At 33.6% G+C, this 6,612-nt stretch carries 5 protein-coding genes; 4 read left to right on the top strand and 1 reads right to left on the bottom strand.

The window, feature by feature from the left end; genetic code table 11:
• The first annotated feature begins 11 nt into the window (after nt 1-11).
• From RTY06_RS15230 to RTY06_RS15245, 4 genes are all read left to right on the top strand, one after another.
• Nucleotides 12-1,601 (top strand): RagB/SusD family nutrient uptake outer membrane protein, encoded by a 1,590-nt coding sequence (locus RTY06_RS15230; protein ID WP_312825828.1) that lies wholly within the window; start codon nt 12-14, stop codon nt 1,599-1,601.
• A gap of 14 nt (nt 1,602-1,615) precedes the next feature.
• Nucleotides 1,616-2,665, top strand: coding sequence for an IPT/TIG domain-containing protein (locus tag RTY06_RS15235; protein ID WP_312825829.1), 1,050 nt, complete (start codon nt 1,616-1,618; stop codon nt 2,663-2,665).
• Between the two features lie 88 nt (nt 2,666-2,753).
• A complete protein-coding gene (locus RTY06_RS15240; RefSeq protein WP_312825830.1) occupies nt 2,754-2,954 on the top strand; it encodes a hypothetical protein in 201 nt (66 codons plus the stop codon).
• 59 nt (nt 2,955-3,013) lie between these two features.
• Nucleotides 3,014-3,892, top strand: a complete 879-nt coding sequence (locus RTY06_RS15245) for an IS982 family transposase (protein ID WP_312825320.1) — start codon at nt 3,014-3,016, stop codon at nt 3,890-3,892.
• A gap of 198 nt (nt 3,893-4,090) precedes the next feature.
• Here RTY06_RS15245 and RTY06_RS15250 read toward each other — a convergent pair whose 3' ends face one another.
• The gene (locus RTY06_RS15250; protein WP_312825831.1) at nt 4,091-6,106 is read right to left on the bottom strand and encodes a BCCT family transporter; all 2,016 of its coding nucleotides are present in this window, start codon (nt 6,104-6,106) and stop codon (nt 4,091-4,093) included.
• Nucleotides 6,107-6,612: the final 506 nt, after the last annotated feature.

Here is a 6,612-nt window from a genome sequence, read left to right on the forward strand (position 1 = left end):
CTCAAGCAATTATGAAAACAAATTTCAAACAATATATTATAGTAGCAGCTCTTTTGGGAGGTATGATCTCATGTAACGATGATTTTACAGATAGACCATCTGTGAGCTCAATAAGTGCTGACAATTATTATCAAAATGATGACCAGGTGCGTACCGCTACAGATGCTTTGTATTATAAAACTTGGTTTCAGTTTAATAATAAGTTTTTTTACGCCATCTCGGAGGTGGGTTCTGGCAATATGTATACCAATTCCTCCGATGTCAATGCAATGAGGACGTTTTCTATCACCTCTATAGATGCAGAGATGTATGCCGGTTGGCAGTCACTTTGGGCTAATGTTGCGCAAGCCAATTATTTGATTAATAATTTACAAACCTATGCTGGTTCTTCTGTAAGTCAGTCGGTTATCAATAATGCATTAGGGGAAGCTTACTTCCTAAGAGCGACAGCTTATTTTTATCTGGTAAGATTATGGGGCAATGTGCCAATTATAGTTAATAATTTCAACCATGTAGATAGCCCTCAGCTTAATACAAACCCTGTTTCTGATGTCTACGAACTTATTAGGAGAGATTATACCAAAGCTATCGAATTATTAGACTCCAAAGTTCGAGGTGGTGCTTATGCTTCAAATGCAAAAGTATCCAAAGGTTCTGCGAAAGCAATGTTGGCGAAAATATATTTGTACAACAAAAACTATGCGATGGCAAAACAACTCTCGGAAGAGGTTATTAATAGCGGAGAATTCAAATTATTAGGTGGAACATCGCAATATTCTCTCACTGGGAAGTCTTTTGCTGACTTGTATTCTTATACTAATAACAATAATGAGGAGTCTATTTTCTCATTACAATGGAAAGGAGATGCTAACTATGGTTCTGCAAATAACTGTAACACACAGTTTGGTATATCTAATGGTACTATTTCTACTTCTAATGCTTCTTACGGTGGTGTTTTTGCGCCTTCTCAAGATATACTTTCCCTTTATGAAAGTAGCGATGTCCGAAGAAATCAAACCATCATGTTTCCAGGCAATAACTACCCGGATATGAAGTACAAAGATGGACTAGAATTTAAAACAGGTTTAACGGTTCCAGCAGCTGATCAAATTGGCGGTCAAGGATCAGGCGCAGCAATCAAAAAATATTGTTTAGGTATTGTAAATGGAAACGTTACAGGACCGGTAGATTCTTATGCTATGATGGACAATAATACTTACATTATGCGTTATGCAGAACTATTATTAATCCATGCAGAAAGTATTCTTGCTGGTGGAAGCTCAACTTCCGATGCTACGGCTTTGGCTTCTTATAATGCAGTAAGGAACAGAGCGGGTCTTTCCAATGTTTCTTCTTTTACTTTTGATGACCTGTTCAAAGAAAGAAGAAAAGAGCTAGCTTTTGAAGGTGATTATTGGTTTGACCTTGGAAGAATAGATCGTAGCAAAGCTATATCTATTATGTCTGCACAAAACAGAGGAAATATGAATAGTGCAGAGTATTATACCCCGACCGAATCTAGTTTTACGTTGCCATATCCTGCAAACGATGTTGCTAAGAATCCTAAACTTTTGGAGCAGCCAGTTCCGTATCAATTCTAATACTATTTTGAGCTATGAAAACATTATTTTTAAAATCATATAAGTCTATTTTATTAGCCGTATTGTCACTAATAATAATACAATCTTGTGATGACGACGATGTTACTTATCAGGCAACAGCACCTTCGGTAGAGTTTGTATCAGCTTCTGTTGATTCGGATGGACAACCAGTTTCCCCACTTACTCCAACAACAATTGGTTATGCCAACAATACCTACGTAATCCAAGGGAAAGGTTTTGCTAGTTTGAGGCATATCTATTTTAACGAAACCGAATCTTATTTCAATCCCAATTTAATTACAGATACACATATCATTGTTACAATTAATACCAATACACCATATGAAAATGGGAACAACAAACTTAAAATTGTAACTGGAATTGGTACAGTAGAATATGACTTTGTTGTAGCGCCACCATCGCCGGTTTTTAAAAGCTTTAATCCTATTAATGCAGCAGACGGAGAAGAGGTGACACTTTATGGTAATTATTTTGTAAATCCTACTGTGAAAGTTGGAGATACCGAAGCAGAGATTATTTCTAAAAGTTTAACAGAAATGAAAATCAAACTTCCAGCTGATTCTCAAGGCAAAAAGATTACAGTAACCACACTTTCTGGAAGCAATACATGGGATACAGCAGTTGGAACAGCTATTTTTGATGACAGCTTTTATGCCCCTTGGGATTTTGAAGCTTGGAATAATCATACGTATGTTACAGACCATTCTGCGGCTTTCCAAGGTAATGTATTTATCAAAAAGGAAATTAACGGATGGGATAATATTCAAGGAAATTGGGGTTGGGATCAGGATGCAGTGACCAAATATACAGGAATCAAATTTGCTGTTAGATCCGATGATGATGGAAAATTAGAGTTAATTTTCAATGGCGATTGGAGTGATTCGGAAGTAAGGCAGTTTACTACTGGAAAAGATTGGAAAGAAGTGAAATTTACTTGGTCACAACTTAATAATCCAGCAGCTGTACAGAATATTACTTTTAAAGAATTCACTGGTAACAAGCATACTTACTATTTCGATAACATCACTTACACAACAGAGTAAAGAACTTCCCATCAAAACTGATGGGAAGTTTTGTTTTTTAATCAATGATATACTTGATTAATTAGTAAATTTAAGAGTGATATAAACGATGCCAATTGGCTATATCAATCTCGCAGATGAGATTTCTTCAAAATCAAATGATGAAAGCATCAGTAATTCTTTTTACATAGAAGCCGCAAATATCTATTACAACAGAGATGTTTTTGATTTGGCTTTGAAATATAGTTTGGAAGCAAAGGTTTTAAATAATATTGGAACACCTGTTGTATATTTAGTAATTAAACGATAAAAGATTGTTCATTTGGTTTAAAAACCGTATATTTATTTGACTACCAATCATTTAAACACATGAACAATCTTATTCAAAACTACAAAATTATTTTAGAAGAATTGATAAATACTTGCAGTCATATTAAAACTAAACCTCAGATCAGAGTTCCAAAACTCTCTGATTTAGAACTTGTAGCATTAAATATTACTGCAGAATATATGTCGATAAACTCTGAACTACAATTGTTTAGATACATTTCAAAAACAGAACTGGAACAAAAAATAGAAAGAAGCGTTTATAACAGAAGAAAGCGAAAATTGTTTTCTTATTTAGAAGAAATCCGCAGAGTTTTGAGTTCAAAGTTTTCTGATTTTACGGACGTTTTTATTGTTGATTCAACCCCATTGGAAATTTGCAAAATAAGTAGAGCGAATCGCAGCGGAATTTGTTCTACAGAAAATATCCGCCCGGAATTTGGATATTGTGCAGCACAAAAAACACGATATTTTGGTTATAAATTACATGCTGTCTGCGACAAAAATGGTGTTTTTCATTCCTTCGATTTTTCTCCGGCCAATGTTCATGACATCAATTATCTGAAGGATGTAAAAGAAAATTTCAAAAACTGTTTACTTATAGGCGACAGAGGGTATATAAGCGAAAAATTAAGGGTTGATCTGTTCAATTACTCAAACATTAAACTTTCTGTTCCAATGCGAAAAAATCAACATGAATTTGTGTCGTTTTCGAAAGTAAAATCTAAAATTAGAAAACGAATTGAAACAGCTATTTCACAACTGAGCGGGCAATTTTTACTACACATCAATTTAGCAAAAACTTTTGAAGGATTGGCAACCAGAATTACCTCTAAAATCACTTCTTTTACAATGATACAATATCTTAATTTCTTTATATTCAAAAGAAGTTTAAACAAAATAAAAATTAATTTATGCTAAATGCACAACGGGTTTAATAAATTTATAATCCTAAATACTCCTTAAGAATTTATTCCAAAATATCCAATTTAGTTTGAAGACGTACAAGCGTACACAACAAGATTACAAAATGGCTTTTAAATTAGTCTTCAATTAGTCCTGATTGCGATAAGTTTTCTAATGGTGTGATCTACTAGAAAAACTTTTAATTCATACTAATTATTTGAACCTATGGTTGATATTACTACTAATGAAAAGTTCATTTTTTTCTTCAGAAATAATTTCTATAAACCTACTATAATGCTTCAAAACATCAGAAATCAGTTCATTCTTAGTAAACAATTGTACATCATAACCTTCTCTACCATCCCCAAAATATGAGGTAGGAAAATAAGCAATCTTATCATCTAGATTTGGAAGATTATCCTCTTCCAACAAATAGCTTGAAACCGCTTTCGATTCGTTTCTTACACCGTAAATAAAGTTATTGATAACATCATGTTTTATCTCTATTTCCACAGATTCTGGTTCTGTCCCTTCATTGATTCTGACTTCGATGTTTACCTTTGAAAACTCTGTTTGCAGTTCCACAAAAGCGGGCTTAGCAGTTGTCTGAATAAATTGGCTGACCGTTTTCTGACTTTGAAACGAAACAATCTGATGAAGTCTTTGCTTCCAAAAAACACCAGACCACGGAACTGTAGTTGTAGAAAAATCTCTGTCATAATATTTCTGATCTACAACTAAAGCTTTCATTAAACAAATAATAAACAAAATCATAATAATAGAAAATGGCAAAGCAGTAATTAATGTCATGCTCTGTAAAGCGGCGAGCCCACCAGCATTAAGAAGAATCAGAGCCAAAGCAGAAAGCAATATTCCCCAACCGAAAGTTTGCCATTTTGGGGAGACCTTTGCATTTTTTGTAGCGATATTATTCATAACAAGTATACCTGAATCTGCAGATGTTACAAAGAAAATGATTATGATAAGGATACTCAAAAAGCTGGTTATTTTTGTGAAAGGCATATACTCAAAAAAACGAAACATAAGAGCATCAGGATTCGAGGAAAGCTTACTAAGTATGCCATTGGCTACATTCATATCAAACCAAATAGCAGAATTACCGAAAACCGACATCCAAATAAAGTTGAATAAGCTGGGAATAATAAGGACTGCGGCAATAAATTCCCGAATGGTTCGTCCCTTTGAGATTCTAGCAATAAATAAGCCTACAAAAGGCGACCAAGAAATCCACCATGCCCAATAGAGAATTGTCCAATCAAAAAACCAAGGTTGCGTATTGGCATCGTAGACATGGGTATTAAATGTTAAGCTGAAAAATTGCGAAATATAGTTTCCAATACCTTCTGTAAAGCTTCCAATCAGATACACTGTGGGTCCTAAAGTAAGCACAAATAAAAGTAATACTATGACGGCAATAATATTGATATTGCTCAATATCCTCACCCCTTTATCAACACCACTTACAGCTGAAACCACTGACAAAGAAACCAAAAATAAAACAATAAGAACCTGATATTTGAAACTGCTTTCAGGCAAGACATTAAGTATTTCAAGACCAGAATTAATTTGTACAACACCAAAGCCCAGTGTGGTAGTAATACCGAAAAATGTACTGCACAGTGCAAATACATCAACAGCATTTCCCCATCTTCCTTTTACTTTATCTTTCAACAGAGGATAAAAACAGCTTCTAAGAGATAATGGCAATCGGTATCTATAAGCAAAATAAGCTAACGAAAGACCTACGAGTCCGTAGATAGCCCAAGCGTGTATTCCCCAATGGAAGAATGTGTATAACTGTGCATTTTTGGCTCTGTCAACCGATGATTGCGCACTAAAAACTTCGTTAGAATAATGCTGCATGGGTTCGGCAACACTAAAGTACATCAGTCCAATTCCCATACCTGCAGCAAAAAGCATTGATATCCAGGAAAAGAAGGAATATTCGGGCTTGCTGTCATTACGCCCCAGCCTGATGTTTCCAAACTTACTGAACATTAAGAAAACAAGGAAAATAACAAAAAGAGTAACCGCCCAAACATAAATCCAATTTAAATTAAAGAAAATGAAATTTTTAACGGCATTGAGAATGATTTGTGAGTCTTTAGGAAATATTGCAGACACCATGCAAATTCCTATTATAAAAATAAGACTTGGAATTACAATTCCTCCGTTCAGTGTAGTGCGAAGTTTTAATATTTTACTCATACAGCTCATTTTTTTTGAAGTTTAGAAGGTACATAAAAAATATTAGATCATTTTAATATCCTTTTTAAGATTCCACAAAAGATTTCAGCAATAAGCTAAGTATTCTAATCTCGAATTTTAAAATCACTTTAGCTTTTGACAACTAAAACAATTATTCTTTTTGGGTTTTATTATGTGGAAATTTATCTCCAATAAGATAAATAGACAATTAAAAACATTTATTTCAATCAATTGAAAACGGGTTATCTTTATAGAAATGCAAGAGATTGGAACTAGAACATCAAACCAAAATTGTCTCTATTACTAGTAGCAATCCTTTATTTTACATTAAAAATCATCAACACTTATCTTAATTCTATAGCTGGAATATTTAGTATTAAAAATTCTGATGATATTAAAAACATTGTCAATTCAGATATTTGTAGTCAAGATCTATTCCAGGAAATACACTTTAACTCGTAGTGCATTATTAAATTAATTCAATTTTAAGTCTATTCATTTTTCTA

It is taken from the genome of Epilithonimonas sp. (genome assembly GCF_032055105.1).
In the GTDB taxonomy this organism is placed as follows: domain Bacteria; phylum Bacteroidota; class Bacteroidia; order Flavobacteriales; family Weeksellaceae; genus Epilithonimonas.